A 26,076-nucleotide genomic window follows, 5' to 3' on the forward strand; every position below is an offset into this window, starting at 1 on the left:
CCGGCGTCATGCGGCCCCTCTCACGCGTTTCACGCCGACTGCGGCGGCTCCGAGCAGCGCCGCGATCGCGGCCGCGACGCCGAACCCGGGCGAGCCGTCGTCCGTCTCGCCGGCGTCGTCCGTCTCGTCGGAGTCGTTCGTCCCGTTCGCGTCGTCGGTCTCGTTCGCGTCGCCGTCCTCGTCGACGCCCACGATCACGACTGGCTCGGACGTGACGTCGCCGTCGGTCGCGACGACCTCCCGCTCGCCGGCCGCGTCGATGGCCACTGCGAGCTCGCCGCCGTCGTCGGTCTCGCCGACCTCGGTTCCGTCGACCTCCACCGTCGCTCCCTCGACGGGCTCGTCGTAGGCGTTCCGCACGGTCACTCGGGTCGTCTCGCCGACGAGAACCCGTTCGTTCCCCGGTGTCACCGAGAGCGTCGACGTCCGCTGTGCCGTCACGTTCGCGCTGACGGCCGACTCCCCGACGGAGATCCTCTCGGCCCCAGCGTCGTACCCGTCTTTGACGACGTCGACGGAGTAGTCGACGTTGACGGGGACGTTCAGCGAGACGTCGCCCTCGGTGATGGTCACCTCCGCGTTGTACACGGACGACTCCACCCGGATCGCTCCCGTCTCGATCTCCTCGGGGGGGTCGAAGTGGTCGTCGAAGACGCGGAGGTCGAGCACCACGGTGCCCCGTTCGATCTCGACGCTCGCGTCCGCCTCTCTGCTCACCGTCACCTCCTGTGTGGCTTCGAAGAACCCGGGTTTCACGACCCGAACAGTGTACGTCCCGCGCTCGAGCCGACTCGACGCGAACGCCCCCGAATCGTCCGTTCGGCCGCTGTCCACGGTACGGCTCCCGTCGCGGATCTGCACTCGCGCGTCCGCCTGCGGCCGGTCCTCCGTGTCGACGACCGAGACGGTCGCGGTCCCGCTGCGCGAGACCGCGAGCTCGACGTCCGACTCGCTCGCCCCCTCGACCGTGAGCGGTCGGTTCCTGATGTACGTGTCGTCGTCGATGTCGAGGTCGACGGTCGCGTTCTCCGGGACGTCGAGGAACACCTTTCCGTTACTCGCCGTCGTTCCGGTGGCCGTACGCGTCTCGTCGTCCTCCGCCTCCCACGTCGCGATCACCTCGACGTTGCCGGTCGGATCGCCGTCCTGATCGACGACGGACACGGTGAGCGTCACGTCGGTTCCGGCCGCGCCGCCGGCCGCGAGAACGGCGACGAGGAAGACCGTAGCGAGGGCGGCGACGCCGACCGCTGTGAGGCGCTCGAAGTTCATGGATACGTGAATACTCGGCCCTAGCGGTATTGCTATGCGGACGTTACCCGGGTAGCTGCCGGACTAACTCGTCCGGTTGCCGTGGACCGACTTCGCCGACGCTCAGTCGTCGGCCGGCGCATTGGGCCGGTACGCCTCGCTTATCTTCTTCCACTTCCCGGAGCGGAACCGCCAGTAGTTGATCGCGGCGGGGATCGTCGTCTCCGCGAGGAACGCGAGGTACACCCCCCACAGCCCGATCGCGGGGAGCGCGACCTCGGGGATCGTCACGGCGAGCCCGGGCACGTCGATCGCCGGCGTCGCCTCGCGGGCCCCGACGTACGCCAGCGGGATCGACACGCAGAACATCCCGAGGAACTGGCTCGCGAAGGGGATCTTCGTGTCGCCGGCCGCATCGAGCGGCCCCGCCGCGCCGCCGGAGATCCCCTGGAAGACGACCGCGACGCACGCCGCATACACGAAGTTCACGGCGATCGGGATCTCGGGGCTCTCCGGCGTCTCGGCGAACAGCGTCACGATGTCGGTCGCGAAGACCGCCGTCACCGCCGCGAAGACCATGTACGTCACCACGGAGAAGCGGATGATGTCGCGGGCGTACGCCTCCGCCTCCGCGGGGTCCTCGCCGCCGAGTTCCTGTCCGACCAGACTCGAGGAGGCGAGCCCGAAGCCCCAGCCGGGGGCGTTCATGATCCCGTAGATGCGGCGGGCGATGACGAACGCGGCGACGGTGTTCTCGCCGAACACGTCGAGGATGGCGAGCATCGGGAACTCCGCGGCGGTCCACACGAGGTTGCGCGCCCCGACAGGCACGCCGATCTCCACGAGGTCGCGCAGCATGTCCGGGTTCACGTACGAACCGAACGGGCTGATCGAGATCGGGAACTCGCCGATCCCGGGGACCCGGCCCCGCACGAGCCCGACCGTGAACGCGGCGACGGCGAGGACGTTCGAGAGGACCGTGCCGAGCGCGGCGCCCTCGACGCCCCAGCCCAGCCCGAAGATGAACGCGGCGCTCAGGACGATGTTCGCCACCGCGCCGCCCGCCCGGACCTGCATCGCGGTGTAGGCGTCGTCACAGCCGACGAGCACCCGGCTCCCGACGAGGTTGAGCGCGGCGAAGGGGACGCCGAGCCCGACGATCCGGAGGTAGTCTGCGCCGAACGCGATCGCGGCCTCGTTGCTGCTCAACACGTCGATAAAGCGCGTCGAGAACGTCCAGAAGACGGCCGACACGGGGATCGTGATGAGGATCGCGAGGAGAACGCTCGCCCGGACGGCGTCGCCCAGTTCCCCGTACGCCTCCGCGCCGAAGCGCTGGGAGACGAGGGCGATGGTGCCGCCGGCGACGCCCCCGCCGAGCGCGAACGCGAGCCCCCAGTAGGGGCCGGCGAAGCCGACGCCGGCGACCGCGCTGGTGCCGACGGCGACCCCCACCATCGCCACGTCGACCGCGTTCTTCGACATCCGCGCGATCCCCGTGACGATCCGCGGCCACGCGAGGTCCGTGGTCCGGACCACGCGGTGCCGGTCGATCACCCCGGCTCTCGCGAGGGCGAAGCCGATGTATAAGATTAGCGCACGGAAGGGGTTCGGGAGGCGGGCCACTACGGATACGCCCCTTTTTCGGTGGGTGATAAAGGGATTTCGTCACGCGGCGGGCGTTTCCGGATCGGCGGGCCCTCACGCGCCGTCGACGCCGCGCCGACTCAGGCGCCCGACACGAGGTACACCGACGCCGCGGCGAACGCGATACCCACCGCCTTCCGCGCGGTGAACGACTCGCCGAGGAGGAGGAACCCGATCACCGAGGAAAACACGAGGAACATCGCGAAGATGGGCGTTACGACGCTCACCGGGCCGAGCGCCAGGGCGCGGTACAGCGCCAGGATGCCGATCCCGAGGAAGACGCCGGCCGCGAGCACGTGGACGATCTTCGGCGAGGTGAGGTGCTCGGCGAACCCCTGTCCGGTGTACGCGAGCACGCCGACGGCCATGAGGATGAGGAGACAGTTCGAGACGACGACCGCGACGTCGCTCGGGATCGCGTCGGGGCCGGTGGTCGCGACACGCATCAGCGGCGAGACCAGCGCGTACGCGCCCATCGCGAGCAGGGCGTACGGGAGATAGGTGTCCATGGTTCGGTGTGACCAGCGGCGGACAAGTGCCTACCGACCTGTGTTCTCACCGCGACCCGTTCCCTCGCCGCCGGCGCCTCCGTCGCTCCCTCTCCCTGACTCTCCTCCCCGTCTCTCCCGCCTCCGTCTCTCCCGCCTCCGTCTCTATCGTCTCTCCCGCCCCCGCCTCCGTCGTCTCTCCCGCCCTCGTCGGCCCTGATCGGCACCGAAACGGTGACGATCGTTCCCCGCGGCTCCCGACTCCCGAACGAGACGCTCCCGCCGACCTGATCGACGCCCCACTTCACGATCCACAGCCCCAGTCCGCTGCCGTGTTCCAGCGGCGTCTCCGTGCCGCGCTTCAGGACCTCGCGCTCCGCGGCGGCGATCCCGGGGCCGTTGTCGGCCACCGAGAGCTCGACCCACCCGTCCTCGGCCGCGGCGCTGAGCCACACGGCGGGCGGTTCGCTGTCGTTGTGGCGAACCGCGTTCGAACACAGGCTCTCCGCGACCACCCGCAACACCGCCGGCACCCGGACCGCCGGCACGTCCCCCTCGACGGAGACGGTCGCGTCGGGGAACTCGGCGCGAAGCTCCCCGGCCACCTCCCCGACGAGCGACTCGATCGCGACCGGGGGCGACGCCTCGGACATCGGATCGAACAGCTCGCTCGCGGTCCGGGTGCGCTCGCTCAGATCGAGGATGCGGGACGCGCTCCGTTTGACCACCGCCAGCGCGTGCTCGTCGGTCGGATCCTCGCGGAGCCGGTCGGCGTACCCGTGGATCAGGTTCGTCTCCGTCCGCACGTCGTGTCTGAACACGCGGTTGAGCACGTTCAGCCGCTGCTGCTGACCGAGGTACTCGCCCACGTCGTGGAACACGATCACCTCGCCGGTCGGTCGCCCGTGGCCGTCGGAGACACACCGGACGGTGACCTCGTAGGGGTGGCGCCCCCGCGGCCCCACGATCGAGAGCGGGGCCCGGTCCGGGTCCTCGGGCGAGACGTCGTCGTACCGCGGGACCACCGCGCCGGCCTCCTCCCCGACCGCGCCCCGCCGGTCGATCCCGAACGTGTCCGCGGCGCTCTGGTTCAGGTCGATCACGTGCCCCTCGGTCCCGACCACGAACGCCGGGTCGTGGAGGTTCTCGAACACCAGCTGTCGCGCGCGACGACGCGGCGCCGGCGCGAGCGTGAGCAGCCGAAACCGGGAGAGCGCGAGCAGGTACGCGACACCAGACACCGCGAACGCGAGCGGCGTGGGGTCCAGTCCGGCGACTGGGGAGGTCCCGGTGAGATAGAGGACGCTGCTGGCCCACGGCGCCGCAGTCCCGACGATCAGCGCGGCGCTCTGCCCCCGGAAGGGCCGCGCGTCGTCGCGGACGAGCTGGAGGATCGGGACCGATCCGAACAGCCCGAGCAGGTACGTGTACCCCGCGATGGCGTAGTACCAGGGCCCCGTGTCGACGCGGAGGAACGACCCGACCGCGGTCGACGCGACCTCGCGGTCGGCGACGACGAGCCCCCACGGGTCGCCGAGCGCGACGACGGCCACCGTGACGGCGGGCGCGACGAAGAGCGCTGCCACGAACCGCGGCGTCACGTACCGCTCTCGTCCGGTGTACTCCAGCGCGAACAGCAGCCAGCCGACGGGAATGATCACCACGCCGGCCCACTGCACGTCGTACCAGAGCGACTTCGCCGCGAGCGTCGGCGCCTCCAGTTCGAAGACGAGGAACGTCGTCCACCACACCTGCCCGACGAGCAGCACCGTCAACCACGTCGCCCCCGCCTCCGGCCGCTCCCGCCACGCGAGGATCGCCGCGGCCGTACCCGTGACGACCGCAGTGAGTAGCGCGACCGACAGCGGGCTCAGCCCGATCACAGTTAATTGCAATCAATCAAGGTATAAATCATTTGCTCCGTCGGTCAGACATTTCCGCCGTCGCGGCGGAGCCATCAGCGGTGACAGGGGCGAAAATAGCGGGACTGCCGGCGGGCGCCGACAGCCGACCGCCCCGGTCGTCCGTCAGACTCGTCGGCTCCGCCGGTCGGTCACGCCGCGACGAGCAGGAGCGCGGCCGCGACGACGAGGTAGCTGCAGTCGGGGGCGACGCCCAGTACCGCGTCGTCATCGACGCGCCCGGCGAGCGCGGTGACGGCGAGCGACGCCGCGATCCCGACGCCGAGCGCCGCCGCGATCCCCGGCGCGAGGACCCCGGTCGCCGTCGCCGCCGTCAGCGTCGCCGCCGTCGCGAGGTCGACTCCGTACAGCACGCGGCGGGTGCCGGCAACGCCGAGGGCGATCGGGAGCGTCGTGACTCCCGCCGCGGTGTCGGCCGCCACGTCCCGCACGTTCGGGAGTTCGGTGTCGACGAACGACCGCAGGAGGAAGTACGCGAACGCGACCGCGACGGCCGGGGTCGGCGACACCGCGTCGGCGAACGCCAGCGGGAGGAGCGTGACCGCGAGCGCCCATCCCGCGGCGACGACGAGGGAACTGACGACCGGGACGTCCTTCAGCCGCGGGACGCGCGGCGCGGCCGCGAGGCCGTCGTCGGGCGCGAGCGAGCGGACGGTCCGCCCGGCGTTCGGGAGCCAGTCCGAGGCGTACGCGATCCAGAACGCCCCGGGGAGCAGCGCGGCGCCGAGCGCGAGCGGTCCGGCGAGGGTCGACAGCGCCACGGCGAGCCCGTAGGCGACCGCGGCGGCGATCATCAACTGGTCGGCGTACCGCCGGGCCAGGCGCGCGCGTTCGGGGGTCGACCGGGCGTCCGCCGCCGCGTCGGCGACGTGATCGACCGTGTACACCGCGAAGGCGACGAACCCGACCACGGCCGGCGCGGGCGAGAGCGGCACGCCGAGCAAGACGGTCGCGATGACCGTCTCGACCGCGGCGATCGCCGCCACGAACGGGGAGCCGGAGGCGAACCCGATGAGGGATCGCACGCGGCCGGAAGCGTCGGCTGTGTCGGCCATGTCGGCTGACTCGTTCGGTTCGGTTGCGGTGGTCGCGGCCGGNGGTGGTCGCAGCCGGAGCGGGTTCGGTCGCGGTCGGTCCGCCCGAATCGGCCGTTCCGGTACCGACGGCACCCGGTCCGGGGACCGCTTCCGCGTCGAGCGTTGGTGCAGCGCGATACGACTCGTCGCTGCCGTCGGTCGTGGCCGACGGCGGGTCTCGTGTGTCTTGCATCGGTGCGCCGAGCGACGCCGTCCTCGGCGCCGCTCGGCATTTACGTCTCAAAGTGCAATTCTATCAATTAACCTGTGAGTAGTTGCAGAAAATGCGAACGCCGTTCGGCTCGCTCGCGTCGCGCGACGAGCGGGTCGCGGCCAGCCCCGCACCCCTTCAGTACGCTTTTGAGGCGAGCGGCCGAGGGATCGCGTATGGACGGAACCTTCGATCACGTGATGATCCGCGTCGAGGACTTAGCGGAGAGCCTCGACTGGTATCAGACACACCTGAACTACGAGGAGAAGGGCCGCTGGGAGGCCGACACGTTCACCAACGTCTACCTCGGTCCCGAGGGGATGCACGAGGACGGCGCGACCCTGGAGCTCACCTACAACCACGGCGACCGCACCTACGAGATCGGCGACGCGTGGGGCCACATCGCCGTGCGCGTCCCCGAGGACGCCCTGCAGGAGTCGTACGATCAGCTGATGGAGGAGGGCGTCGACGACTACCGCGACCCCGAGTCGTGCGGGAACCGCTACGCGTTCGTGAAAGACCCCGACGGCCACGAAATCGAGATCGTCAAGCGCGACTACGGCGCGAAGTGGAGCATCGACCACACGATGATCCGCGTCGAGGACGCCGACGAGGCGCTCGGCTACTGGACCCGTAAGTTCGAGCACGCCGAGGCTCGCGGTCGCTGGGAGGCCGACAGCTTCGCGAACTACTTCATGGCCCCCGAGGACGCCCCGAAGGAGGCGATGAAGCTGGAGCTCACCTACAACTACGACGGCCGCGAGTACACGATGGGCGACGGCTGGGGGCACCTCTGCGTCCGCGTCGACGACCTCGACGAGGCGTGGGAGCAGCTGATGGTCCGCGAGGCGCCGGACTACCGCGACCCCGAGTCCTGCGACCACAACTACGCGTTCACGAAGGACCAGGACGGCCACGAGATCGAGCTGCTCGTCCGCGAGTAGGTCGCGCGAGCCCGAGATGCCGGCCCCGTGGAGATCCGCTTTCACGGACTCCACAGAGACGGGCGCGGTCGGTACACGGAAGCGGAACGTTCACGGACGAACGGTTGTCATTTCACCGTGATTGTCTCGATTATTTTGTAACTCTTAATGTCACTCTAGATAGGTTTATGTATCACTGAGACTGAACTACCGGTGATCCAAATGACAGACGCCCTGTATGACGACGGTGAGCAGGTCAGCGACAACTGGGACGCGGTGTTCAAATCGCTCTCGGCGGAGCCGCGGCGCCAGCTCCTCGCGTCGCTGTCGGACGCCCCGCCGGATCGCTCGGTCCCCTTACCCGAGAGCGCCGCGCCGTCCGCCCGTCCGTCCGATCCGGAAGCCCTTCGTCTGCAGCTCTACCACACCCACCTCCCGATGTTAGCGGAGATGGGCTTCGTCACGTGGGACGCTGACCCCCTGGTCGCCTCCCGCGGTCCGCGCTTCGACGAAGTGTCGGCGGTCTTCGACGCGCTCCACTCGGCGGCGGACGACCTCCCCGACTCGTTAGTTACCGGGTGTCAGCGACTCGAAGCGGAACAGCAGGACGGCGCCACGTTCTGACCGGCGGTGCCCGCGCGGAGGTCGCACCGCTCACCGGTCCGCCCGTACCACGCCCGTCACTTCGAACCGCGCGCCCCCGTTTGGCCCCTCCGTGACCCGAACCGTCCAGCCGTGGGCCGCCGCCACCTGCTCGACGATCCGCAGGCCGAAGCCGGTCCCCTCGCGCGATGTCGAGTAGCCCGCCTCGAACACCTCGTCGCGTTCGGTCTCCGGGATCCCCGGTCCGTCGTCCTCGAGGAAGAACCCGACTTCGGCGCCGTCCTCGCCCCCCGGCGCGTTTCCGTCGGTCCCGCCGTCGCCGAGCGCGCCGGCGGTGATCGCCACGTCGGCGCCGCCGTGTTCGACCGCGTTCCGCACCAGGTTCTCGACGAGCTGCCTGAGTCGGCTCTCGTCGGCCCGGAGCCACAGGTCGGCCTCGACGGTCAGCGTCGCGTCCGCGGTCTCGACCGTCTCCCAGCAGGACTCGACGACAGCGGAGAGCCGGACCGGCTCCGTCTCGCTCACTCGCTCGCCCTCGCGAGCGAGGGTGAGCAGGTCGCCGATCAGCGTGTTCATCCGCTCGTGGGCGCCCGCGGCCGCGTCGAGGTGCTCGCTGTCGCAGTCGTCGCGGGCCAGCCGGACCCGCCCCTGCGCCACGTTCAGCGGGTTCCGGAGGTCGTGGGAGACGACGCTAGCGAACTCCGCCAGCCGGTCGTTCTGCCGCTCCAGCTCCGCGCTCCGCTCGTGCAGGCGGCTGGTGCGGGCCGCCGCGTTGAGCGCCGTCTCGGCCGCGGTCGCGAGGATCCGCGCGAGGTGCTCGTCGGTGCCGCCGAACACGCCGGGCTCGGTCTCGCCGACGGAGATGGTGCCGTGGTCGCCGACGGGGAGGATCATCAGGCTCCGGAGCCCCGTACCGGCGTCGACCGCGCCCGCCGTTTCGATGTCGTCGTACACGCGAGGCGCGCCCGCCTCGTACGCCCCCCAGTTGAGGCTCCCGCTCTCGGGGGTGAACACCCCCCGTTCGGGGAGCACCTCCTCGACCGCCTCCGACACCGCGACCGGGACGAGGCCGCCGGCGTCCTCGTCGTGCAGCCGAACGGTGACCACGGAGAACCCGAGCACCTCCTCGGCGGCGTCCACGACGCGCTCGGCGATCTCCTCCGGGGAGTCGGCCCGGATCAGGCTCCGGGTCGCGTCGTGGAGCCGCTCTAAGCTGGTCTCGCGGGCGACGCGGTCCAACGCGGCCTCGAGGTGGTTCGCGAGGATCTCGGCGATGAGCACGTCGGTCTCGGTGAACGCGTGCGGCTTCGACGAGGAGACGACGAACAGCCCATGGTCGCCGATCGGATGGAGGACGATGCTCTCCGCCGGGGTGTCCTCGTCGAGCGGGTCGAACGACGACAGGTCGCCGACGTCGATCGGCTCGTCGCCCCGATACGCCCTCCACGCGAGCGCGGCTCGCGTCCCGGCCGGCTCGTCCCGATCGTAGGCCGGCTGTTCGTCGAAGAACGCCGGCACCGACTCGGCGAGCGCGACGGGTTCGAGCACGTCGCCCGCATCGTTCAACAGGTGAATCCCGCTTAGCCCCGCGCCGATGATCTCGTCCGCGGCGTCGACGGCCAGCTGCGTCGTCTCCGCGACCGTCCGCGTGTAGTTGAGATCCTGCGTCCACTCGCGGAGCCGCGACAGCTTCTCCTCGCGCCGCTTCCGGTCGGAGATATCCCGGGTGTTAATAACGAACCCGCTGACTCCGCGTTCGTCGAACCGGTTGCTCCCGACGGACTCCACCCACAGGTACTCCTCGTTTGCGGTCTTCAGCCGGTATTCGACCGTCGGGTTCAGTTCGCCGTCGCTGAGCGACCGGGAAAACGCCTCGACGACCCGCTCGCGGTCCTCTGGGTGGACGTACGAGAACGCGTACTCGCCGACCAGCTCGGCCGGCTCGTGACCGAGGATCCGCTCGACCGAGGAGCTCGCGTACTGGAACCGCCCGTCGGCGTCGAGCGCGGTGACGATGTCGCTGGACCGCTCGACGAACGCCCGGTGTCGCTCGCGCTCCGTCACGTCCCGGAGGACGCCGACGAACCGTCGCTCGCCGCCCTCCTCGAACTCCCCGAACGAGACCGAGAGGGCGATCTCGCGGCCGTCGCGTCGCTCCCCCGAGACCTCGACGCCCGACCAGTTCATCGAGCGCTCCCCGGTTTCGCAGTACCTGTCGAGGGCCGCGAGGTGTTTGTTCCGCTCCCCCTCCGGCATCAGCACCCCCAGCGGCTCCCCTTCCAGCTCTGCGGGCTCGTAGCCGAACAGCCGCTCGACGGCCGGGTTCGCGAACTGGATCCGGTTGTCGGCGTCGATGGTGATGATGGCGTCCATCGAGTGGTCGGAGATCGCCCGGAGGTGGGTCCGCGTCTGCTCCGCCTCGCGCTCGATGCGACACTTCTCCACGGCGTCGACGACGCGGTTCGCCAGAATCTCGTACTGCTCGGTGCCGCCGCCCTTCTGGAGGTAGTCGGTCACGCCCGCGGAGATGGCCTCGCTGGCGACCGACTCCGACCCCTTCCCGGTGTAGAGGATGAAGGGGAGGTCCGGGTCGCGCTCGCGGACCGACTCAAGGAACTCGATCCCGTTCGGTCCCGGCATGTCGTGGTCGGAGACGACGCAGTCGATGTCGGTGTCGGGGTCGGCGAGCCGTTCGAGCCCCTCGGTGGCGTTCGATGCCGTCTCGACCGCGATCCGAGAGTCCTCATGTTCGAGGAACGACGCGGTGACATCCGCGAGGTCCGGGTCGTCGTCGACGTGGAGCACGCGGATGCGGTCGTCCATTGAATCCGGGTACTCGTGACGCCGGCATAACCGTTTGGACCGCGCGGAGCGCGGGGATCGACGGCGGCGAAGAGCGACGCGGCCTCCCGCACGCACCCCGCCGACCTCCGCCGGGCGGGAGACCGCCTACTCTCCGTCCGCCGGGCGGGAGACCGCCTGCTCTCCGTCCGCCGGACGAAAAACCACGAGCGGCTCGCCGTCGGTCGCGCGCTCCTCGACGCCGACCGCGACCCGGTCGCCGACGGCGACGGCGTCGACGTCGGGCTCCGCGCCCCGCAGGACGCCCGTGAGCCGGACCGGGCCGAAGTCGGCGACGGCGTTCACGTACGGAGTGTCGTCGGCGAACCGCGGCCCGGCCACGTGGACGACGCTGTACGTCTCGACGGTCCCCGTCTCGGCGAGCGGCTCCTCGGAGAGCGCCGTCGACCCGCACTCCGGGCACACTCGGCGCGGCGGGAGCGAGCCGTGCCCGTCCGGACACGCGAGGGCGAACCCCTCGCCGGCCGCCAGGGCGTCGAGCCACTCGTCGTACCCCGCGTTGCTCGCGGGCGCGCTCATTGCGCCACCTCCAGCACGTGGACGACCGCGCTGGCCACGGTCCCGCCGGCGTTGTGCGCGACGCCGACCTCGGCGTCGGGGACGCGGTCGCTGTTCGGGTGATCGCCCCGCAGGAGCCGGGTCAGCTCCGCGATCTGCGAGCCGCCGGTCGCGCCGACCGGGTGCCCCTTCGCCTTCAGTCCCCCGGAGAGGTTCACCGGGAGGGCGCCGTCGGCGGTCGTGACCCCGTTGCGGGCGGCCCCGATCCCCTCGCCGGGCTCGAAGAGGTCGAGCGACTCCAGCGCGAGCACCTCCGCGATGGTGAAGCAGTCGTGGACCTCCGCCACGTCGACGTCGTCGGGCCCGACTCCGGCGTCGGCGTAGGCCGCGTCCGCCGCGTCGTCCGCGGCTGGAGTGCGTGCGAGGTGTTCGCGGTCCCCGAGCGCCATCCGGTCGGTCCCCTGTCCGGTTCCCGTCACCGCAACGGGGGCGTCCACGTCGTGTTCGGTCGCGTACTCCTCGGAGACGATCACGAGTGCGCTCGCGCCGTCGGTGATCGGGCAAGCGTCGTAGAGGTGGAGCGGCTCGGCGACGGGCGGGGCGTCGAGCGCCTCCTCGACGGACACCTCCCGCCGGTACTGCGCGTACTCGTTGGGGACCGCGTTCGCGTGGTTCTTCGCCGCGATGTGGGCCAGGTCGCGCCGCTCCCCGCCGTACGCGTCGAAGTAGGCGTTCGCCATCAGCGCGTACGCGCCGGGGAACGTCACCCCTGCTCGAACCTCGAACAGGTCGTCGGCGGCGATGGCGAGCCCCTCGGTGACCTCGTCGGTCGGGAGGTTGGTCATGCGCTCCATCCCGCCGGCCACCACCACGTCGGCCTCGCCGGAGCGGACGGTCCGAACGGCCTCGCGGACCGCGACGCCGGCCGAGGCGCACGCCTCCTCGTAGCGGGTCGACGGGCAGTCCACGCCGGCCGCCTCGGCCATCAGCGGCGCCTGGTGGCCCTGGTGCTCGGCGAGCGCGCCCATGAAGTTGCCGTAGTTCAGCTCCTCGACGTCCTCGCGCGGGACGCCGGCGTCATCGAACGCCCGCAGCGCGGCCGTCGCGAAGAGGTCCCGGCCCGTCCGCTCCGGGTGGCTCCCGAAGTGCGTGAGCCCGACCCCGGCGACGCGTACGTCGGTCATACACGATCGATTATTCGGGTCCGATTTAGCCTTGCCGGAACGCGCGGTCGCTCCTTTTAAAAATCGGCCGAACCGAGCCCCTAACCGATGTACCGCAGGTCGTCGTCCGGGACCGCCGGCCCGTCCTGCATCTCCTGGATCTTGCCGACGACTTCCTCCATCTCCTCGGCGCGGTCCTCGAGGCTCTCGTAGCCGATCGAGAAGTCGAGCAGCGCCGCGAGCACCTCGAGCACCGCCCGCGCGCTCTTCGGGTCGACGAGGTAGCCGCTCGTCTCGCCCATCAGGCAGGCGGCGTCGAGCCCGCGGCGGCCGCCGAGCCCGAGGACGAGCCCGGAGACGCCGACGATGCCGCCGGCCGGCTCGTCCGGCCGGAACTCGACGCCGGCGTCCTCCAGCCCGTCGACGAGGTCGCCGTCGGAGACCGCTCCCAGGACCGTGTACTCCTCGACGAGTTCGCCGGTCGGGACGCCGCCGAGCGCGTACGCGCGAGTCGCCCCGAACTCCTCGGCGATGTCGAGGAACGTGGTGGTGAGCGTGTAGTGACCCTTGTTCGAGCCGGCCTGATGGTCGCCGGTCAACACGAGCAGGTCGGCGCCGTCGGTCTCGACGGCGTGGAACTCAGCGCAGGTCAGCTCCGCGACGCCGTCGCCGTCGACGTTCACCTGCGGCGGGAACTCGGTGGTGTACACGCGCCGGACCAACTCGCCGTCGAACTCCTCTAACAGGTGTTCGGCCGCGAGCTTCCCTACGTGGCCGACGCCCGGCAGCCCCTCGATGAGCACCGGGTCGTCGAGCTCCGGCGTCGCGACCTCGTCGATCTCGATGTCGTCCATACCGGGTCAGTCCGAGCGGCGGTCACAAGAGGGTGGCTATTCCGGCGGCGCGGGCCGGGCTCGTCCCCGAGGCGGTGGCCGCGGCGCGGGAACCGCGCTACTCCGACGCCCGCCGCCGCGCTCGGCGGCGATACTCGCCGTAGGGGTCCTCGGGGCTGAACGGCGCCGGCGCGCTGTTCTCGGTCGGCCCCTCGCACTCCGGGCAGCGATCGCCGAGCGCGTACACCGGCCGGTCGTGGGCGCTCTCCCAGTTCGCGCAGACGCGGATATCGGATTTCACGGGTGTGGCGGTAGTGAGTGAAAAGCGGACTGCGAGCGGTTACTCGTCGTCTTCGCGGCGGTCGCGGTGGAACTCGCCGACGCCGCCGGCGGCCTCGATGGCCTCGCGGGCGCGGGCCGCGGCGGCCTCCAGCTGGTCCTCGGCCGTCTTGTAGTCGGGCGCGCGGACCTTGATCCGGTACTCGGGCGAGCCGACGTAGCCGACCTCGAGGTCGACGCCGTCAGGGATCTCGCCGTTGCCCTCGGCCGCGGAGAGCGCCTCTCGCACGTCGTCGACGCCGTCGGGGGCCGCGGACTCCAGGTCGACGTAGCCGGTCACGTCGACGTACGGGACGGAGACGTTGTCACGGGCGGCCTCGACGATGTCGTCGCGGGCGTCGGCGTCGATGTCGACGTCTTCGAGCGCCTCCTCGCCGCTGATCGCGGCCGCCTCGAAGGCGTCGTAGAGGGAGTCGTACTCGACGAGCAGCGCGTTGGCGACCGCGGTGTAGCGGTCGTCGTCGACGTCCTCGCCGAGCGCGATCAGCATCCAGTTGTCGGCCTTCTGCGAGTTCTTCCAGGCCTGTATCTTGTCCTTGCGCTGGTGTTCGTTGACGTCTTTGATCGACAGATCGATCTGGTTCGACGACTTGTCGACGTCGAGCACCTTCGCGACGACCGTCTGTCCCTCGCGGACGTGGTCGCGGACGTTCTTGATCCAGCCGGAGGCGACCTCGCTGATGTGACAGAGGCCGCGCTTGTCCTCGTACTCGTCGAGGTCGACGAACACGCCGAAGTCGGCGATCTCGTCGACGTCGCCGACAACCAACTCGCCGGGTTCGGGCCAGCCGCTGTACTTCATACGGGGGTGGTGAGGCGGTTACCGCGCCTCAACGGTTTCGACGATCTCGCCGTGGAGCTCGGCCTCCCCGCCGGTCGGGGTCGCGAGGGTCGTGCCGCAGACCGCACACGACACCACGGAGGAGGCTTTGCCGAAGACGACCTGTTCGTTCTCGCAGTCGCCGCAGGCGACGCGGTGGAAGCTTCCCGCCATGCTTACTCCTGGAACGTGAGCCGGCCGGCGCGCCATCCCTCGCGCATGTGGGCCTTGCCGCAGTCGCCGCAGCGGTACTTCAGGTGGGTCTTCTTCGTCGGCTTGTCGCCACCGGGCACCTTCGAGTACCCGCCGGCGTTGCCGATGGTCGCGAGCGCGCGGCGTCGCTGGCGCGCGTCCCGCTTCATTCCGGTCGCCCGACCCGATCGAACCTTCTCCACCTCGTGCTCGTGGTGCGAGTCACAGTGTGGACAGTACGTGTTGAAACGACGTGGCATCTCCATGGATATCGACCTTGAATCGCGGTTCGTCGCCGACGCTTAAAACGGGTTTGGTCTGGTTCGCGCGCCGGAGTACGTCCGCGTCTCACTCCTTCCACTCCGCGACCGCCCGCACCGGCGACCCGTCGCCGTCGCGGAGCCGGAGCGGGAAGGCGTACAGCCGGAACCGCTCGGGAAGGCCGTCGAGCTCACAGAGGTTCTCGACGATCGGCAGCGAGTCGTTTAAAAGGGCGTCGTGGGCGGGAGTGCCGTCGGGCTCGTCGTCGCGGGCGGGTCCGGTCTCCGCCGCCGGCCCGGGCGGCGTCGGGTCCGGCCCGAACGAGTCGAGGCCGACGCCGACGCCCAGTTCGCGACAGCGCTCCGCGGCCGCCGCGGTCAGGTACGGGTGATCGCGGTACCGGTCGCTCCCCCAGTGCGACGCCCACCCGGTCCGGAGGACGAGGAGGTCGACCGCCGGATCGAGGGGGTCAGCGTCGAGGCCGTTCTGGCCGGGCAGCGCCCCGGGTCCGATCGCCTCCCGCGGCGCCAGCGGCCGACAGTCGACGAGCTGCGCGTCGAACGCGAACCGTCCGACTCCGACTTGGTCTATCGTCGCCCCCTCGGAGAGCGTGTGGCGCGGCGCGTCCACGTGGGTCCCCGCGTGGGTCCCGGTCCGGAGCTCGCTCGTCGCGTAGCCGTCGGTCTCGTGGGTCGCGTCGGGCGCGAGCGTCACGTCGGGGTCGCCCGGATACGTCGGCATCCCCGTCTCGATCGGTCGGGAGAGGTCGCGGAACACGGCCGGCGGTCGGCCCGCCGCGGGGTTAAATCGGTCGTCGCCCCGCAGTCCGGTTCCGCGGCCCGAACGTATTTCCACCGCCCGCCGTTCGGTGGGTCCATGTCGGAACTGCCGCTCGACGCCTACTACGACCTGACCCAGATCGGCGAGGTCGCCGTCTCACCCGGCGGCGACCGCGTCGCCTTCACCGCGACCGAGTACGACCAGGCCGCCGACGAGGCGGTCGCCTCGCTGTTCGTCGTCCCGACCGACGGCTCCCGCGACCCGCACCGGTTGACGAGCGCGTCCGGCGCCTCGTCGCCGACGTGGGGCCCCGACGGGGACCGCCTCGCGTTCGTGGCCGCCCGCGAGCGCGACGCCGACCGACGGGTCGGCTGGCGGGACCGAGACGAGGAGGAGACCGACGACGAAACGGCCTCGGAGGCGGACGACGGGAGCGAGGAAGCCGACGACGACTCCCTCGAAAACGGCGACGAGGAGCCGAAGCCGCAGGTGTGGCTGTTCGACCTCGCGCTCGGCGGCGACGCCCGGCAGGTCACGGACCGCGACGAGGGCGTCGCCGACTTCGACTGGTCGCCCGACGGCGACCGCCTGGTGATCGAGTCGCGCGACCCGACCGACGAGGAGTCGGAGTACCTGGACCAGGTCCGCGAGGAGGGCGGGCCGATCGAGACGACGCGGCTCCAGCACAAGGTGAACGGCGCCGGGTGGACAGACGACGTGACCACGTACCTCTTCGTGGTCGACCTCGGCGACCCGGAGAGCGACCCCCGCCGGCTCGACGACGCGTACGGCGGCGGCGCGTTCCAGGACGTCTCGGGCATGGAGCCCGAGTGGGGCGCAGACGGCCGGATCGCGTTCACGTCCTGCCGGCTCGACCGGCCCGACGACACCACCGTCCGCGACCTGTACGCCGTCTCGCCCGAGGGCGGCGACGCCGAGCGGCTCACTGACGGCGACCTCACGCACGGCGCGCCGGCGTGGCGCCCCGACGGCGACGGGGTCGCGACGGTCGCGAGCGATCCGGACGACCCGCCCGCTCCGGCGGAGGTGTACCTCGTGGGTGAGAGCGGAGCGGAAATCACTTCGCTCACGGCCGACCTCGACCGGACGGTCGCCCGCGGCGGGGGGCCGGTGTGGGTCGACGGCGCGCTGTACGTCCGGATCGCCGACGAGAGCAGCACTCGCTTGGTCCGCGTGGAGACCGACGGGACCGTGGAGCGCGTCTTCGAGGCGCAGGGCCGCGACCGCGCCATGGCGGCGTTCGACGTCGCCGCCGACGGGTCGACGGCGGTGACGGTCCTCTCGGACCCGACGGACGGGAGCGACCTGTACGCGGTCGCCGTCGACGACCTCGACGCGGCGACCGCCGGGGGCCGCGCAGGTGACGACGCGGCGACCGCCGGGGGCCGCGCAGGTGACGACGCGGCGACCGAGCCCGACTCCCTCCGGCGGCTCACCCGCGTCAACGAGCCGCTCGCCGACGAGTTCGCCATGCCGACGGCCCGCCGCGTCGAGTGGGAGTCGGACGGCTGGACGATCGACGGCGTGCTCTACCACGACCCCGACGTCGACCCCGCGGACGGCGACCACCCGCTGGTGGTGGCGATCCACGGCGGGCCGATGTCGTACGACGAGCCCGTTTTCAGCTTCGGCCACGCTGCGCTGACGAGCCGCGGGTACCTCGTCCTCCGACCGAACTACCGTGGCGGGACCTCCCGCGGCCGCGAGTTCACCGCGGAGCTGACGGGCGCGTGGGGGACCGCCGAGGTCGACGACATCGCGGCTGGCGTCGAGTCACTGGCCGACCGCGGGTGGGTCGACCCCGACCGCGTCTTCGGCCACGGCTTCTCGTACGGCGGGATCGCGCAGGGGTTCCTCGTCACGCAGCGGCCGGACCTCTTCGCGGCGGCGGCGCCCGAACACGGCATCTACGACCTCCGGTCGGCGTTCGGCACGGACGACACCCACGTCTGGCTGGAGGCGGAGTTCGGGCTCCCGTGGGAGGACCCCGAGGCGTACGACGCGTCGACCGCGGTGCTCGACGCGGGGGAGATCGAGACGCCCCTGCTGGTGATGGCCGGCGGGGAGGACTGGCGGTGCCCCTCCTCGCAGTCGGAGCAGCTGTACGTCGCCGCCCGGAAGCAGGGGATCGACGCCGAGCTGGTCGTCTACCCCGACGAGCACCACAACATCGGGGATCCCGACCGCGCGATCCACCGGCTGGAGAAGATCCTCGACTGGTACGAGACGCACGACCCGGCGGTCGACGGGGGCGACTGAGTCGCCTTCCCGACGGCCGACGGGGACGGCTGAGTCGCCTTCCCGGCGCTCGCGAGGGGTTCCCGCCGTCAGTGCTCGACGAACTCCACCAGCACCCCGCCCGTCGAGCGCGGGTGCAGGAAGGCGACCTCGTGGCCCCACGCCCCGGGGCGCGGCTCCTCGTCGACGAGGTCGACCCCGAGGTCGCGGGCCCGATCGAGCGCCCCGGAGACGTCGTCGGTCGCGAGCGCGACGTGGTGGATCCCCGGGCCCTCGCGGTCGAGGTAGTCGGCGATCGCGCCGCCCGCGGTCGGTTCGAGCAGTTCGAAGTACCCCCCGTCGTCGAGCTCGAGGAAGACGACCTCCATCCCGTCGAACGTCTCCTCGTGGGCGATCGGCGCGTCGAGCAGGCCGTCGAACAGGTCGGCGAGGTCGGCGGCGTCGCGGGTCGCGACGCCGACGTGGTCGAATCGCATACGTCTCGGATCCGACCCCGCCGACTTATAAGAATCGAGCGGGAGGCGACTCCCGCGCGCTCCCCACCGATATCCAAAGGTTTGGGTAGGGGCCGGGAGAACTGCCCCCAGACCAGTGAGCGACTCACAACCCGACGCGGCGACGGAGCAGATGTCGTCACGGAACATCCTCGGCTCGCTGCTCGAGAGCGGGCTCCACGAGATGAACCGGGAGCGGTCGGGACTGCTGCTCTCGGGGCTGTCGGCGGGGCTCGACATCGGGTTCGGGCCGCTGATGATGGCGGTGATACTGACGCTCTCGCCGGGGAGTTTCGGCGATCTCTCGACCGAACTGCTGCTGGCGAGCGTCTACTCCATCGGCTTCATGTTCGTCATCCTCGGCCGCTCGGAGCTGTTCACCGAGCACACGACGCTGGCGGTGATTCCGGTCCTCGACGGACAGGCGTCGTTCAAACAGTTGGGTCGGCTCTGGGGACTGGTGTACGTCGGGAACCTCGTCGGCGGGCTGTTGTTCACTCTGCTCGTGATCCTGTTGATGCCGGAGCTCGGCGTCGTGGACCCGCAGTCCTTCGAGACGATCGCCCTGAAGCTCGTCGACCACGACCTCCCGTGGCTGTTCATCGGCGGCGTCTTCGCCGGGTGGCTGATGGGGCTGCTCGCGTGGCTCGTGACGGCGGCCCAGGACACGACCGCGCGGATCCTCCTCGTGTTGATCGTCACCGGAACGATCGGGCTCTTACACCTCCCGCACTCGATCGCGGGCAACGTCGAGGTGCTGTTCGGGCTGTTCGTCTCGGACGCCATCACGCTGACCGACTACATCGGGTTCCTCGTGCTGGCGACGATCGGCAACGCCTTCGGCGGCGGGGTGTTCGTCGCGCTGCTGAAGTACGGTCACGTCGTCCGCGGGGCGAACTGAGGCCGGCGCCGTCGGGACGCGAGTTCCGATCGACCTATCGCCCCGGCTTGTACTCGCCGAACTCGTCTCGGAGCACGTCCGAGACCTCCTGCACCGTCGCGTACGCCTTCACGGCGTCGACGATGTGGGGCATCACGTTCTCTGATCCTTGCGCGGCATCGCGAAGCGACGCGAGCGCGTCGTCGACAGCCTCGCCGTCGCGGTCCGCCTTCACCTCGTTCAGGCGCTCGCGCTGGTTCTGCTCCTGTTCCGGGTCGACCTCTTCGAGGTCCATCTCCGGCTCCTCGTCGACCTCGAACTCGTTGACGCCGACGATCACCCGATCGCCCTCCTCGATCTCGCGCTGGCGCTCGAAGGCGACGTCCTGGATCTGCCGCTGGACCCACTGGCTCTTGACGGCCTCTAACATCCCGCCGCGGCGGTCGACTTCTTCTAGGATCTCGAAGGCGTCCTCCTCGATCCCGTCGGTGAGGTTCTCGACGTAGTACGAGCCCGCCAGCGGGTCGATCGTGTCAGCGGCGCCCGACTCGTGCGCGAGGATCTGCTGGGTACGGAGCGCGGTGCGGACCGACTGCTCGGTGGGGAGCGCGAGCGCCTCGTCTTTGCCGTTGGTGTGGAGGCTCTGGGTGCCGCCGAGCACCGCCGCGAGCGCCTGGTACGCCACCCGGACGACGTTGTTCTCGATCTGCTGGGCGGTGAGCGTCGATCCGCCGGTCTGGGTGTGGAACTTGAGCTGTTTCGATTTGGGGTTCTGCGCGTCGAACCGCTCTTCCATGATCTGCGCCCACATCCGGCGGGCGGCGCGGAACTTGGCGGCCTCCTCGAAGATGTTGTTGTGGGCGTTGAAGAAGAAGGAGAGCTGCGGGGCGAACTCGTCGACGTCGAGCCCGGCGTCGATCGCGGCCTCGACGTACTCGATCCCGTCGCCGAGGGTGAACGCGACCTCCTGGGCCGCGGTCGACCCCGCCTCGCGGATGTGGTACCCGGAGATGGAGATGGTGTTGAAGCTTGGGGTCTCGGCGGCGCAGAACTCGAAGATGTCCGTGATGAGCCGCATCGAGGGCTCCGGCGGGTAGATGTAGAGGTTCCGCGCGATGTACTCCTTCATGATGTCGTTCTGGATCGTCCCGCGGAGCTGCTCTCGGGGGACGCCCTGTTTGTCGCCCATCGCGACGTACATCGCGAGGAGGACGGCGGCGGGGGCGTTGATCGTCATCGACGTGGACACCTCGTCGAGGGGGATCCCGTCGAAGACGGTCTCGAAGTCGTCCAAGGTGTCGATGGCGACGCCCGACCGGCCCACCTCGCCCTCGGCCATCGCGGCGTCCGAGTCGTACCCCATCTGCGTCGGGAGGTCGAACGCCATCGAGAGCCCGGAGGAACCCTGATCGATGAGGTAGTTGAAGCGCTCGTTGGTCTCCGCGGCGGTGCCCATCCCCGCGTACTGCCGCATCGTCCAGAGCCGCCCGCGGTGCATCGTCGAGTACACGCCGCGCGTGTACGGCTCCTCGCCCGGATAGCCGGCGTCCTCGCGGTAGTCGTGGTCGCCGACGTCGGCCGGCGTGTACAGGGGGTCGACCTCCTGTCCGCCCGTGTCGGTGGTGAACGTCTCCTTCCGCTCCCCGAACCGGTCGACGGTCTCGCCGTAGGTCCCCGACTCCCACGACTCCTTGGCGTCCCGGATCGCGTCCAGTTCCTCAGGATCGTACATTAGTAAACGGGTCGCGCGAGCGGGACTTAACACTTTTCGGCGGCGGCGGCTCGGCGCTCTCGCGACGCCCCCCGCGCCGGTGGGATCGCCACCTCCCGACCGGCCCGGATCCCCGCCGACGGTCGGTTTCAAGTGACGCGCGGTCGAACGCCGAACATGGACGTTCTCCCCGACGCCACCGAGCGCTTCCTCGCCGCGACGGCGCCCGAGCACACCGCGACGCAGGCGGAGATGGCGGCCCTCGCGGACGACTGGGGGTTCCCCATCATCGGGCCGGAGGCGGGCGCGGTCCTCCGGCTGATCGCCCGCCTGACCGACGCCGAGCGGGTCTTCGAGTTCGGTTCCGGCTTCGGCTACTCCGCGACGTGGTTCCTGCGCGGCGGCGCCGACGCCGTGATCTGTACCGAGTTCGACGAGGACGAGGCGAAACGCGGGGTCCAGTTCGCCGCCGACGGGGGCTACGCCGACAGCGTCACGTTCGAGGTCGGCGACGCGATGGAGACGGTCGAGCGCTACGACGGCCCCTTCGACGTCGTCCTCATCGACCACCAGAAGGGCCGATACGCCGACGCCTACCGCACGGTCCTCCCCAAGGTCCGGACCGGCGGCGTGATCGTCGCCGACAACGTCACCAGAGGCCCGATCGACTTCGGCGACCTCGTCGCGCACTTCGAGGACGGCGCGCCCCTCCCGGACCCCGAGGTCGACGGGGAGACCCGAGGGATCGGCGAGTACGTCGGCACCGTGCGCTCCGACGACGCCGTCGAGACCGCGATCCTCCCGGTCGGATCCGGGATCGCGGTGTCGACGAAGGTGAAGTGAGGGAGCGGTGACGCATATCGTTTCTAATTAGATCTGCGGTCAGCTACCCACAGTTATAACCAATCGGCATACTCGACCCTCACGCACGCACCCCGTACGACACCGCGTATCGGCCGAACCTATTCGGGCCTCGCTCCCGTACCCCGACTCGATGAAGGTGGGCCTCATCTCGGACGTACACGCGAATCTCCCCGCGCTCGAAGCCGTCCTCGACGACATGCCGGCCGTCGACCGGATCGTCTGCGCCGGCGACGTGATCGGGTACAACCCGTGGCCGGCCGAGTGCGTCGAGCGCGTGCGCGAGGTCGCCGCGATGACCGTTCGCGGCAACCACGACCGCACCGTCGAGACGCCCGAGCGGTACCGGGCCAACCGCATGGCAGAGGCCGGCCTCGAACACGCGAAGGAGTCCCTCTCCGACGACCAGCGCGCGTGGCTCGACGGGCTCCCGCGCGCCGAGACGTTCGCGGGCGACCGGTTCCTCCTCGTCCACTCGCACCCCGCCGCCGAGCGCGAGGACGCCTACGTCTACCCGGAGGAGTTCCCGAACCTCGACCGACACATGGGCGACCACGACGGGATCGTGCTCGGACACACCCACGTGCAGGGGTCGCGGGCGGTCGCGGGCGGCGTCGTGGTCAACCCCGGCAGCGTCGGGCAGCCGCGCGACGGCGACCCCGACGCGGGGTACGCCCTGCTCGACACCCGGACCGACGAGGTCGACCTGCGGCGCGTCGCGTACGACATCGATCGGGTGAGCGAGGCGGTCGCCGACGCCGACCTCCCCGAGCGAACCGCGGCACGTCTTTATAAAGGCGAGTGACGGCGCGTCGGGCTGGACCCCCCGACCGCGTCACGGCCAGACGCCCGTGACGAACAGGACGTTCCGCACCGCGGTCGCGATCGACATGACGCCGACGCCGGCGCACATCAGCGTCGCGACGAGCCGTCGGGTCCCGCCGGCGACCGCGACGGGGATCCCGATGAGGACCATCCCGGCGGCCTTGGTGACCAGCATTCCGGGGACGAGCCCGAACGTCGCGATGAGCGCCGCGCCGACCGGCGACCCCTCGACGTACTGGCCGCCCGAGATGGCGACGTAGGTCGAGCCGACGTCGGCGGCGGCGCCGACGACGAGGAGCGCGACGGCGGCGGCGAGTCGCGAAGGCACTGCCACACCGGAGGCGATGAGCCGTAATAAGCTTCCGGGACCTCGCGGAATCGGCGGAGCCGAACCGGATAGGCGGCGCCTAACGGGCTGGCCGCAGCGCGCGCACAGCACGACTCATTTTAAACCGCCGCAACGCGTATAACCCAATAATGAGTTCGTCCGAGGACGAGTACGAGATCGCAGTGGTCGGCGGCGGGCCGGCCGGGCTGACGACCGCGTTGTACGGCGCCCGACTGGGCCACGAGACGGTGCTGATCGACCGCGGCGGCGGGCGCGCGGCGATGATGGCCGACACCCACAACGTGATCGGTATCACCGAGGAGGTCTCCGGCAACGAGCTCCTCGCGACGGGCCGCGAGCAGGTGCAGTCGTACGGCGGGACCTTCGAGCGCGGCTTCGTCACCGACGTGGTCGAGACCGACGATGGACGCTTCCGGCTCTCGACGAACGACGCCGAGTTCCTGGCGGAGCGCGTCGTGCTCGCGACCGGCTTCTCCGACGAGCGTCCGGACCCGCCGCTCCCGCGGAACGCGCGCGGGCTCCACTGGTGTCTCCACTGCGACGCCTACATGTTCGTCGACGAGCCGGTGTACGTGATGGGGCACGGCGAGGCGGCCGCCCACGTCGCGATGATCATGCTGAACATGACCGACGAGGTTGACCTCCTCACCCGCGGCGCGGAGCCGACGTGGAGCGAGGAGACGGCCGCCCAGCTCGCGGCACACCCGGTCGACGTCGTCCACGAGGACATCGCCGGCGTCGAGAACGATCCCGACTCCGGCTGGCTGGAAGCGATGCAGTTCGAGGACGGCACCCGCCGCGAGTACCGCGGGGGGTTCCCGATGTACGGCTCCGATTACAACACCGCACTCGCCGAGGGGCTCGGCTGCGACCTCACCGAGGGCGGCGAGGTCGACGTCGACGACCACGGGCGCACGAGCGTCGACGGCGTCTACGCGGTCGGCGACGTGACCCCCGGTCACAACCAGGTGCCCGTCGCGCTGGGACAGGGCGCGAAGGCCGGGATCGCGCTGCACAAGGAGCTCCGCGAGTTCCCGCGCTCGAGTGAGGAGATCGAGGCCGACGGTCCGGTCGGCGCCGACGAGGTGCCCGCCATCCCACCGGAGCTCATGGCGACCGCGGTCGCACACGAGGGGCACGCCGGCGGTCCGCGCGAGGAGGCCACCGCCGATCCCGACACGCCGACGGCCGACGACGACTGAGGCGACGCGACGCCGCGACCGGGGACGCGACCCCTGCTCGCTCGCGGGGCCACGACACCGACCTTTTTTGATCCGCCCTCTCCGAGCGTCGGTATGGGAACTATCAGCGCGGACTTCGCCGACGAGACGGTCGTGGTCACCGGCGGATCGAGCGGCATCGGCCGCGCGGTCGCACTCGGGTTCGGCGACGCGGGGGCGACCGTGATCAACGCCGACGTCCGAGCGGCGCCGAAGGACGTCGGCGCCGAGACGCCCACCCACGAGGTCATCGAGGCGCACGGCGGAACCGCAGCGTTCATCGAGACCGACGTCTCAGAGCCGAGCCAGATCGAGACGGTGATCGAGGCGGCCCGCGAGTTCGGCGGGGTCGACGTGATGGTGAACAACGCCGGCGTCCACCGTAGCGCCGAGTTCCTCGACGTCACTCCGGAGGACTTCGACTTCGTTCACGGCGTCAACCTCAGAGGCGCGTTCTTCGGCACGCAGCTGGCCGCGAGAGACATGATCGACCGCGGCGTCGAGGGGGCGATCCTGAACACCTCGTCGACGACGGCCGAGCGCGCCGAGTGGGACCACTCCCACTACGCGACGACGAAGGGCGGCATCCAGATGCTCACCCGGAGCGCGGCGCTCGAACTCGACGAACACGGGATCCGGGTAAACGCGGTCGCTCCGGGACCGATCGCGACCGAGATCCGGGAGGGCTGGGCCGACGAGGCGAGCGAGATCGACGAGTCCGGCGGGCTTCCGTCCCGCGCCGGCAGCCCGTCGGACCTGCGCGACGCGTACCTCTATCTCGCCTCCGAGGGCGCGAGCTACGTGACCGGCGAGACGGTGTGGGTCGACGGCGGCGCGAGTCTGTAGGTCGCGAGGCCGCCTCCCGTGTCGAGCGGGTCAACCGAGTACGACCCGAACGAAGGCCTCCTTCTCGGCCGTGTACCGCTCGCGGTTCTCGGGGTACCGCTCGGCGGGTCGTCGCTTCAGGGACGCGTACCGCGCCGCGAGTTCAGGGTCGTCCCGCAGCGCCTCTCTGAAAGCGACTCTCTCCTCGTGGAACGCGCTCCCGAGTTCGGCGATGGAGAGGTAGCACGTGCGGTTCTCCGGCGGCCCCTTCGCGAGGAACACCCGTCCGTCCACCTCGTCGGGACGCCGTTCGTAGCCGTGCGCCTCGAGCGGTTCGACGAGGTCGGTGGCGGTCGCGAACTCGTCGACCAGCGCGAGCACGTCGACGATCGGCTTGGCGGGCATTCCCTCGACAGCGGTGCTGCCGATGTGTTCGAAGCGCCGTACCCGATCGCCGACGGCGTCGTTCAGTCGAGTGACTTCGGCCCCGTACTCGTCACTCCACGACGGCTGGTAGGGCTCCAACTCGACGGTACCGCGCTCCAACCCGACCATACGCAAGTCCCGTTTTCGAGGTCGAAATGTCTTGAGGGTTCTCTCTCGTCGCTGTCGCTCCTCGTTCGTCGTGTGCGGGAGGATGCGCCGGCCGGGACTCCCGCGAGCGAAGCGAGCGGGAGGTCGGCCGGCGCACGAACGAAATGAGTGCGCCGGCCGGGATTTGAACCACGGTCGCTCGCTACGCTCGCTCTCTGATTCAAATCCCTCTCGGCGATTTCTCTCACT

The 26,076-nt window shown here is 70.4% G+C and carries 26 protein-coding genes; 8 read left to right on the forward strand and 18 right to left on the reverse strand.

Features of this window, described 5'->3' with window-relative positions; translation table 11 throughout:
- Window positions 1-6: 6 nt before the first annotated feature.
- The 5 genes from C468_RS15800 to C468_RS15820 all read right to left on the reverse strand — a co-directional run bounded on the left by C468_RS15800 (window position 7) and on the right by C468_RS15820 (window position 6,363).
- Complete coding sequence (locus tag C468_RS15800; protein ID WP_008849906.1) at window positions 7-1,272, reverse strand: carboxypeptidase-like regulatory domain-containing protein; 1,266 nt, start codon at window positions 1,270-1,272, stop codon at window positions 7-9.
- Between the two features lie 102 nt (window positions 1,273-1,374).
- The gene (locus C468_RS15805; protein ID WP_008849907.1) at window positions 1,375-2,877 is read right to left on the reverse strand and encodes an MATE family efflux transporter; all 1,503 of its coding nucleotides are present in this window, start codon (window positions 2,875-2,877) and stop codon (window positions 1,375-1,377) included.
- Window positions 2,878-2,978: 101 nt separating this feature from the next.
- Window positions 2,979-3,407 carry an EamA family transporter gene (locus C468_RS15810; protein WP_008849908.1) on the reverse strand — a complete coding sequence of 143 codons (429 nt, stop codon included), beginning with the start codon at window positions 3,405-3,407 and terminating at the stop codon, window positions 2,979-2,981.
- Window positions 3,344-5,269 carry a sensor histidine kinase gene (locus C468_RS15815; RefSeq protein WP_008849909.1) on the reverse strand — a complete coding sequence of 642 codons (1,926 nt, stop codon included), beginning with the start codon at window positions 5,267-5,269 and terminating at the stop codon, window positions 3,344-3,346. The genes C468_RS15810 and C468_RS15815 overlap by 64 nt, the downstream gene beginning before the upstream one ends.
- A 170-nt stretch (window positions 5,270-5,439) precedes the next feature.
- Window positions 5,440-6,363 (reverse strand): UbiA family prenyltransferase, encoded by a 924-nt coding sequence (locus tag C468_RS15820; RefSeq protein WP_008849910.1) that lies wholly within the window; start codon window positions 6,361-6,363, stop codon window positions 5,440-5,442.
- A 408-nt stretch (window positions 6,364-6,771) separates the two neighbouring features.
- On the opposite strand from C468_RS15820, the gene C468_RS15825 reads away from it, so the two are divergent.
- Complete coding sequence (locus C468_RS15825) at window positions 6,772-7,539, forward strand: VOC family protein (RefSeq protein WP_008849911.1); 768 nt, start codon at window positions 6,772-6,774, stop codon at window positions 7,537-7,539.
- Between the two features lie 201 nt (window positions 7,540-7,740).
- On the forward strand, window positions 7,741-8,142 hold the full coding sequence (locus C468_RS15830; protein WP_008849912.1) for a DUF7344 domain-containing protein: 402 nt from the start codon (window positions 7,741-7,743) through the stop codon (window positions 8,140-8,142).
- Window positions 8,143-8,172: 30 nt separating this feature from the next.
- Here C468_RS15830 and C468_RS15835 read toward each other — a convergent pair whose 3' ends face one another.
- The 9 genes from C468_RS15835 to C468_RS15875 form a co-directional block, all read right to left on the reverse strand.
- Window positions 8,173-10,944, reverse strand: a complete 2,772-nt coding sequence (locus tag C468_RS15835; RefSeq protein WP_008849913.1) for a hybrid sensor histidine kinase/response regulator — start codon at window positions 10,942-10,944, stop codon at window positions 8,173-8,175.
- Window positions 10,945-11,070: 126 nt separating this feature from the next.
- The gene (locus tag C468_RS15840) at window positions 11,071-11,502 is read right to left on the reverse strand and encodes a Zn-ribbon domain-containing OB-fold protein (protein WP_008849914.1); all 432 of its coding nucleotides are present in this window, start codon (window positions 11,500-11,502) and stop codon (window positions 11,071-11,073) included.
- Window positions 11,499-12,665 carry a thiolase domain-containing protein gene (locus C468_RS15845; RefSeq protein WP_008849915.1) on the reverse strand — a complete coding sequence of 389 codons (1,167 nt, stop codon included), beginning with the start codon at window positions 12,663-12,665 and terminating at the stop codon, window positions 11,499-11,501. The genes C468_RS15840 and C468_RS15845 overlap by 4 nt, the downstream gene beginning before the upstream one ends.
- A gap of 80 nt (window positions 12,666-12,745) precedes the next feature.
- Window positions 12,746-13,498 carry a proteasome assembly chaperone family protein gene (locus C468_RS15850; RefSeq protein WP_008849916.1) on the reverse strand — a complete coding sequence of 251 codons (753 nt, stop codon included), beginning with the start codon at window positions 13,496-13,498 and terminating at the stop codon, window positions 12,746-12,748.
- A 97-nt stretch (window positions 13,499-13,595) separates the two neighbouring features.
- Window positions 13,596-13,778: an RNA-protein complex protein Nop10 gene (locus C468_RS15855; RefSeq protein WP_008849917.1), complete on the reverse strand. Its 183-nt coding sequence runs from the start codon at window positions 13,776-13,778 to the stop codon at window positions 13,596-13,598.
- A 39-nt stretch (window positions 13,779-13,817) separates the two neighbouring features.
- On the reverse strand, window positions 13,818-14,618 hold the full coding sequence (locus C468_RS15860) for a translation initiation factor IF-2 subunit alpha (protein ID WP_008849918.1): 801 nt from the start codon (window positions 14,616-14,618) through the stop codon (window positions 13,818-13,820).
- A gap of 18 nt (window positions 14,619-14,636) precedes the next feature.
- Window positions 14,637-14,810, reverse strand: a complete 174-nt coding sequence (locus C468_RS15865) for a 30S ribosomal protein S27e (protein WP_008004084.1) — start codon at window positions 14,808-14,810, stop codon at window positions 14,637-14,639.
- Window positions 14,811-14,812: 2 nt separating this feature from the next.
- Window positions 14,813-15,094: a 50S ribosomal protein L44e gene (locus C468_RS15870; RefSeq protein ID WP_004595867.1), complete on the reverse strand. Its 282-nt coding sequence runs from the start codon at window positions 15,092-15,094 to the stop codon at window positions 14,813-14,815.
- A gap of 82 nt (window positions 15,095-15,176) precedes the next feature.
- Window positions 15,177-15,866: a cyclase family protein gene (locus C468_RS15875; RefSeq protein ID WP_008849919.1), complete on the reverse strand. Its 690-nt coding sequence runs from the start codon at window positions 15,864-15,866 to the stop codon at window positions 15,177-15,179.
- Window positions 15,867-15,965: 99 nt separating this feature from the next.
- Between C468_RS15875 and C468_RS15880 the strand changes: the two genes are divergently transcribed.
- Window positions 15,966-18,149: a S9 family peptidase gene (locus tag C468_RS15880; protein ID WP_008849920.1), complete on the forward strand. Its 2,184-nt coding sequence runs from the start codon at window positions 15,966-15,968 to the stop codon at window positions 18,147-18,149.
- 68 nt (window positions 18,150-18,217) lie between these two features.
- On the opposite strand, the gene mce is transcribed toward C468_RS15880, so the two are convergent.
- Window positions 18,218-18,604: a methylmalonyl-CoA epimerase gene (mce, locus tag C468_RS15885; RefSeq protein WP_008849921.1), complete on the reverse strand. Its 387-nt coding sequence runs from the start codon at window positions 18,602-18,604 to the stop codon at window positions 18,218-18,220.
- Window positions 18,605-18,719: 115 nt separating this feature from the next.
- On the opposite strand from mce, the gene C468_RS15890 reads away from it, so the two are divergent.
- Window positions 18,720-19,523 carry a formate/nitrite transporter family protein gene (locus tag C468_RS15890; RefSeq protein WP_008849922.1) on the forward strand — a complete coding sequence of 268 codons (804 nt, stop codon included), beginning with the start codon at window positions 18,720-18,722 and terminating at the stop codon, window positions 19,521-19,523.
- 34 nt (window positions 19,524-19,557) lie between these two features.
- Here the strand turns inward: C468_RS15890 and C468_RS15895 are convergent, their stop codons facing one another.
- A complete protein-coding gene (locus tag C468_RS15895; protein ID WP_008849923.1) occupies window positions 19,558-21,234 on the reverse strand; it encodes an acyl-CoA mutase large subunit family protein in 1,677 nt (558 codons plus the stop codon).
- A 156-nt stretch (window positions 21,235-21,390) separates the two neighbouring features.
- Between C468_RS15895 and C468_RS15900 the strand changes: the two genes are divergently transcribed.
- Together C468_RS15900 and C468_RS15905 are read left to right on the forward strand one after the other, a co-directional pair.
- The gene (locus C468_RS15900) at window positions 21,391-22,056 is read left to right on the forward strand and encodes an O-methyltransferase (RefSeq protein WP_008849924.1); all 666 of its coding nucleotides are present in this window, start codon (window positions 21,391-21,393) and stop codon (window positions 22,054-22,056) included.
- Between the two features lie 151 nt (window positions 22,057-22,207).
- The gene (locus C468_RS15905) at window positions 22,208-22,879 is read left to right on the forward strand and encodes a metallophosphoesterase family protein (protein WP_008849925.1); all 672 of its coding nucleotides are present in this window, start codon (window positions 22,208-22,210) and stop codon (window positions 22,877-22,879) included.
- 30 nt (window positions 22,880-22,909) lie between these two features.
- Here C468_RS15905 and C468_RS15910 read toward each other — a convergent pair whose 3' ends face one another.
- Window positions 22,910-23,227 (reverse strand): hypothetical protein, encoded by a 318-nt coding sequence (locus tag C468_RS15910; RefSeq protein WP_008849926.1) that lies wholly within the window; start codon window positions 23,225-23,227, stop codon window positions 22,910-22,912.
- A 149-nt stretch (window positions 23,228-23,376) separates the two neighbouring features.
- Between C468_RS15910 and C468_RS15915 the strand changes: the two genes are divergently transcribed.
- The gene (locus C468_RS15915; protein WP_008849927.1) at window positions 23,377-24,450 is read left to right on the forward strand and encodes an NAD(P)/FAD-dependent oxidoreductase; all 1,074 of its coding nucleotides are present in this window, start codon (window positions 23,377-23,379) and stop codon (window positions 24,448-24,450) included.
- 93 nt (window positions 24,451-24,543) lie between these two features.
- Entirely contained in the window at window positions 24,544-25,314 is a 771-nt protein-coding gene (locus C468_RS15920) for an SDR family NAD(P)-dependent oxidoreductase (protein ID WP_008849928.1), read from the forward strand.
- A 30-nt stretch (window positions 25,315-25,344) separates the two neighbouring features.
- Here the strand turns inward: C468_RS15920 and C468_RS15925 are convergent, their stop codons facing one another.
- On the reverse strand, window positions 25,345-25,848 hold the full coding sequence (locus C468_RS15925; protein ID WP_008849929.1) for a GrpB family protein: 504 nt from the start codon (window positions 25,846-25,848) through the stop codon (window positions 25,345-25,347).
- Between the last annotated feature and the right edge of the window lie 228 nt (window positions 25,849-26,076).

The sequence above is a fragment of the Halorubrum kocurii JCM 14978 genome (genome assembly GCF_000337355.1).
In the GTDB taxonomy this organism is placed as follows: domain Archaea; phylum Halobacteriota; class Halobacteria; order Halobacteriales; family Haloferacaceae; genus Halorubrum; species Halorubrum kocurii.

Excerpts from the sequence above, each read along its gene's own strand:
- C468_RS15800 (WP_008849906.1), bottom strand. The coding sequence starts at position 1,272 with ATGAACTTCGAGCGCCTCACAGCGGTCGGCGTCGCCGCCCTCGCTACG.
- C468_RS15810 (WP_008849908.1), bottom strand. The coding sequence starts at position 3,407 with ATGGACACCTATCTCCCGTACGCCCTGCTCGCGATGGGCGCGTACGCG.
- C468_RS15820 (WP_008849910.1), bottom strand. The coding sequence starts at position 6,363 with ATGGCCGACACAGCCGACGCTTCCGGCCGCGTGCGATCCCTCATCGGG.
- C468_RS15825 (WP_008849911.1), top strand. The coding sequence starts at position 6,772 with ATGGACGGAACCTTCGATCACGTGATGATCCGCGTCGAGGACTTAGCG.
- C468_RS15830 (WP_008849912.1), top strand. The coding sequence starts at position 7,741 with ATGACAGACGCCCTGTATGACGACGGTGAGCAGGTCAGCGACAACTGG.
- C468_RS15835 (WP_008849913.1), bottom strand. The coding sequence starts at position 10,944 with ATGGACGACCGCATCCGCGTGCTCCACGTCGACGACGACCCGGACCTC.
- C468_RS15840 (WP_008849914.1), bottom strand. The coding sequence starts at position 11,502 with ATGAGCGCGCCCGCGAGCAACGCGGGGTACGACGAGTGGCTCGACGCC.
- C468_RS15845 (WP_008849915.1), bottom strand. The coding sequence starts at position 12,665 with ATGACCGACGTACGCGTCGCCGGGGTCGGGCTCACGCACTTCGGGAGC.
- C468_RS15850 (WP_008849916.1), bottom strand. The coding sequence starts at position 13,498 with ATGGACGACATCGAGATCGACGAGGTCGCGACGCCGGAGCTCGACGAC.
- C468_RS15860 (WP_008849918.1), bottom strand. The coding sequence starts at position 14,618 with ATGAAGTACAGCGGCTGGCCCGAACCCGGCGAGTTGGTTGTCGGCGAC.
- C468_RS15865 (WP_008004084.1), bottom strand. The coding sequence starts at position 14,810 with ATGGCGGGAAGCTTCCACCGCGTCGCCTGCGGCGACTGCGAGAACGAA.
- C468_RS15870 (WP_004595867.1), bottom strand. The coding sequence starts at position 15,094 with ATGGAGATGCCACGTCGTTTCAACACGTACTGTCCACACTGTGACTCG.
- C468_RS15880 (WP_008849920.1), top strand. The coding sequence starts at position 15,966 with ATGTCGGAACTGCCGCTCGACGCCTACTACGACCTGACCCAGATCGGC.
- mce (WP_008849921.1), bottom strand. The coding sequence starts at position 18,604 with ATGCGATTCGACCACGTCGGCGTCGCGACCCGCGACGCCGCCGACCTC.
- C468_RS15895 (WP_008849923.1), bottom strand. The coding sequence starts at position 21,234 with ATGTACGATCCTGAGGAACTGGACGCGATCCGGGACGCCAAGGAGTCG.
- C468_RS15900 (WP_008849924.1), top strand. The coding sequence starts at position 21,391 with ATGGACGTTCTCCCCGACGCCACCGAGCGCTTCCTCGCCGCGACGGCG.
- C468_RS15905 (WP_008849925.1), top strand. The coding sequence starts at position 22,208 with ATGAAGGTGGGCCTCATCTCGGACGTACACGCGAATCTCCCCGCGCTC.
- C468_RS15915 (WP_008849927.1), top strand. The coding sequence starts at position 23,377 with ATGAGTTCGTCCGAGGACGAGTACGAGATCGCAGTGGTCGGCGGCGGG.
- C468_RS15920 (WP_008849928.1), top strand. The coding sequence starts at position 24,544 with ATGGGAACTATCAGCGCGGACTTCGCCGACGAGACGGTCGTGGTCACC.
- C468_RS15925 (WP_008849929.1), bottom strand. The coding sequence starts at position 25,848 with ATGGTCGGGTTGGAGCGCGGTACCGTCGAGTTGGAGCCCTACCAGCCG.